This window comes from Mesorhizobium sp. M7A.F.Ca.MR.362.00.0.0, assembly GCF_004023175.1.
Classification (GTDB): domain Bacteria; phylum Pseudomonadota; class Alphaproteobacteria; order Rhizobiales; family Rhizobiaceae; genus Mesorhizobium.
Genome location: NZ_RZTF01000301.1, coordinates 1,503 through 5,074, shown reverse-complemented (window position 1 = coordinate 5,074; position 3,572 = coordinate 1,503). Strand labels below are relative to the sequence as shown.

At 60.5% G+C, this 3,572-nt stretch carries 2 protein-coding genes and 1 pseudogene; all 3 read right to left on the bottom strand.

Annotated features, from left to right (window positions below):
• Window positions 1–247: 247 nt before the first annotated feature.
• Window positions 248–375: pseudogene (locus EOC06_RS43690) on the bottom strand (recombinase family protein); the annotation flags it as partial.
• A gap of 255 nt (window positions 376–630) precedes the next feature.
• The gene (locus tag EOC06_RS27445; protein ID WP_128309249.1) at window positions 631–1,116 is read right to left on the bottom strand and encodes a hypothetical protein; all 486 of its coding nucleotides are present in this window, start codon (window positions 1,114–1,116) and stop codon (window positions 631–633) included.
• A gap of 330 nt (window positions 1,117–1,446) precedes the next feature.
• Window positions 1,447–3,429 carry a BTAD domain-containing putative transcriptional regulator gene (locus tag EOC06_RS27440; protein ID WP_128309248.1) on the bottom strand — a complete coding sequence of 661 codons (1,983 nt, stop codon included), beginning with the start codon at window positions 3,427–3,429 and terminating at the stop codon, window positions 1,447–1,449.
• Between the last annotated feature and the right edge of the window lie 143 nt (window positions 3,430–3,572).

Genomic DNA, 3,572 nt, shown 5'->3' with positions numbered 1-3,572 from the left:
CGGCGCGGAACTGGCCGGCGATGGCGGCATGGCCCAGGTGTGACGTGCGCCTTCGACCACTGAAACCTGGACGGCCGCCGTTGCGCGATGTGGCTTTACGCGTGGGCCGGAATAGAGTCCGGATCTCTGAGTTGTGGGCGTATGCGCTTGGAGGATACGGCGAAGTAGCCCTGACATCTGGCAGATGCGAGCCGCGCCCATCCCAGTGTCCGTGCCAATGATGGTTCATGACCTCAGTTGCGTCCTGTGTCTGGTCGGCGCCGCCGAGTGCGAGGCAATAAACTCTCACGCCCATTTCATCCAGTGCCTTGACCGTGGTACTGACATCTGTTGCTCACGGTCGAGCCGGTCGAGTTTGGTCAGGATCAAAATATCCCTACCGGCGCAGTTGCACGGTGGGTTCCCTTCAGGAGCTAGATGAGGATCCGTCCTTGTCTATGCCGTTCAGGACCGTCCTGGCTCGCTCAAGGTCTTGCTGAAGGATACTCCGTTGAAGTTGGGACAGCCGCTTCTCCTTCAATAGGCTTGCGGTCTCCCCTGCGGAACGGGGCTCATGCCGGTCGGTGTCTCGCAGTGACAGGCATGCATGTCGTTTTCTCGAAACCGGAGCAGCTTTCGAGCGACATGTTATCAATCCTCCAGAAGATAGCCCTTGCGATGGGAAAGCGGCTCGGTGCCGGCTACCTTGGCGATGACTTGGTTGGCCGCCACCAGCTTCTTCAGTCTGCGGGTGACGACCACGCCGTCAGTACGCGCATGGACGGTGATACGGGCATCGCCGCCAATCGCAGCGGGCGCGACGATGTCGGCGATCGGCTGTCCGGACGTGACCCGCTCGCCAAGTTCGACGCGGTAGACGATGACGCCGAACGCCGGCGTGCGCACCACGTCGCAGGCGTCGAAGCCTGTGACGTCGCAGAGCGGCGGCGCATCTGTCGCGGCCATCTCGTCGCCGATGTCGACGAAGCCGCGCAATTCGACCGTCGCTGCCATGCAGCCGACCGGTATCAGCTTGTCGGGATACGCCGCCGCGAGCTTCAACCACGGCTCGACGCTTGCTTCGGCAAAGGTCGAGCCGCCGGAGAAGGTGAACTTTCGTGTGCGATTTTTGCACACGGGCTCCAGTAACTATCTGATATTACTTATCTATCTGCCCCACCCAGGGGGCTATGGCTATCCCAAACCCTTGATAATGTTGCATCTTCATAGCTTCAATAAAGTTTGGGCACGCGTCGCGTGAACGCTATCGCCTGCCATGACAGCCCCCGCCGCAAATCGGCCGAATGCCCTGGCCGGCGCGACGGCGTGCGGCGCCGAATACCTCAATCGCAGGGTAGCTTATAGGTCGACCTGGCCGGAAATGCCAACGCGTTATCTGCTTTCGATGCCTGGGCGGAGGACGGAAGCCTCCAGCTTCGTATGCCGGTGTCTACGCCAATGATGTGGCTAGGAGCCGGGGAGGCCAGCCCTCGACAGCATCTCAAGGAACCGGGAATGGTGATGATCCTTCACATAGCGCGGCACAAAGCCAGGGCAGACATTGCTCAGATTGAGATGCGGAAGTTGTGACAGGCAATGGTGGATGGCCCGGGATGCTTCTTCGTTGTTTCCGGTGGCTGACGCGGTCGCGGCCCAATAAAGGGCGCCGCGAACGAAGCCAGGCTTTGTCCTGACCACTTTGCGGGCGGCTTCGAGCGCCCGCTGGTTGTCTCCGCCAGCGAAGAGCGCCACAACCAGGCCGTGGTGGCGCCAGAAGTCGATGACATCGTGCGTTCCGAGCCGGATTGCTTCGTTGGCCTCGCGCACCGCTTCGTCGACCTGTCCGCGCAATGCAAAGAGCATCGAAATATCGCCGTGGCCAGTCGGGTAGCTTGGGTTGAGGCTGATCGCGTGGCGGCATTCGGCGATCGCCTCGTCGATACGACCGCAACTTTCGAGAGCGAACGACAGGATACATCGGGCAATTTCATCGTCCGGTACCGCCCGCACCGCGGCTTCCGCGAGCTCGACCGCACGCTCGATCACCCCACGCTCCCGAGGCAGCGCACCAAACGCCACGCCCATGGATATCACGATCGAGAGCGTCCGCTTTGCACGGGCGTTGTCGGGACCTATCGAGAAAGCCTTCTCGGCAAGCTCAATCCCGACCAAAAGTGAGTCCCGAGTCATCTCAAAGTATTTCATGAGAGCTTCGTTGACCAGCCTGCGCACTTCAGGGGTACCCGGCGGGCTTTTGTCTCGAACCTTCCAGTTGGTCAGTTGAAGTTCGAGGATCACGGCAAGAACAACAGACTGTGCGATCCTGTCCTGGAATTCGAGCGCGTTCTCGGAGTGGCCGTCGAACTTCTGGGCCCAGACGTGGTGGCCGCCGGCGGCATCGACGAGCTGGACATTCACCCTCAACCCATTGCCGGATCTCTGGACACTGCCGCTGAGCATATATCGCGCCCGGAGTATTCCTGGCGTCTTGGCTTCTTCGCCCGGACCGCTCTTTTCGGGCGGAAGCGCGGCGAGCACGACATAGTCGGCCACTTCGGAGAGGGCTGTCGTGATGTCCTGGACAAGTCCCTTGGCGAAAAAGTCGTCGCCTTGCTTTCCGGTCAGATTGACGAAGTCGGCAACGCTGATGGAGGGACGCCCAAGGCGCTGGCTGGCCGGAACACCACTTGTCGACTGCACATTTGAGGTGTCGTCGGCGGCAAGCAACAGAGATTGCCAAAGCGCCCGCGTTTCAGGGCCGGCTTCGACGCCGAACTCCTTCTTCAGCATGCTTCTGCAAGCTTCGTATGTCCTGATTGCCCTGTCGCGTTGGCCACATGCGAGCAGCAATTCCATCTTGAGCCGATAGGATTCTTCCCGTGTCGGTTCCATGGTCACAATACGATCGGCCAGGATCAGCCCGGCATCAGGGTCGACGAGACGGGCCAGTTTTTCGAAGGACTCAAGCGCGCGGCCGAGCAGCCTGTCGCGTTCCGATGTGATCCAGTCATCGAACGCATTGCTTCCCAGATAAAGCCCGTCGAGGAAGGGCCCGGTGTAGTTCGCCAAGGCCTTCGCGAGGTCCTGGGCGGAACGGGCCGAGAGACCCGTTTCGAACTTCTCCACGTCGACTTGAACGGCCTCTGGCCTCAGGGCGATCAACTCCCCGCTGGAATGGATGAGATCCACCCCCTCTCGCGCCAGATCCTGGCGCAGGACGCTGAGGGCTTGCCGAAGGCTGTTGCGCGAATGTTCGCCGTCGCTGTCGCCCCATAGGAGGTCAGCCAGCCTCTCCCGCGTCGCCGCCATGCCCGGACACCGGGCCAGATAGGCGATGATTGCCGGCCCTCGTTTCCCGGTCAGCCGAAGCGGACCGGTCGTTTCATTTTCAATCCGGAAACCGCCGAAGAGTGAGATTCTATTTGCAGCGCCCCTGTCCTCACTTTGCATTTGCTATCCCAGCCTGACGAAATCCTAACTCAAAACTAACGCTTCGCAACAGTCGGCCTTCGCGCTCAAGCGCTGCCGTAACGGCAGGCTGTTTAGGCTTTGCTAAATTAAAGTGACCAAGTCAACGAAAGGCTTGGTTCGAG

Bases quoted from the DNA above. Each gene is read 5' to 3' on its own strand.
- EOC06_RS27440 (WP_128309248.1), bottom strand. From the start codon at position 3,429: ATGCAAAGTGAGGACAGGGGCGCTGCAAATAGAATCTCACTCTTCGGC.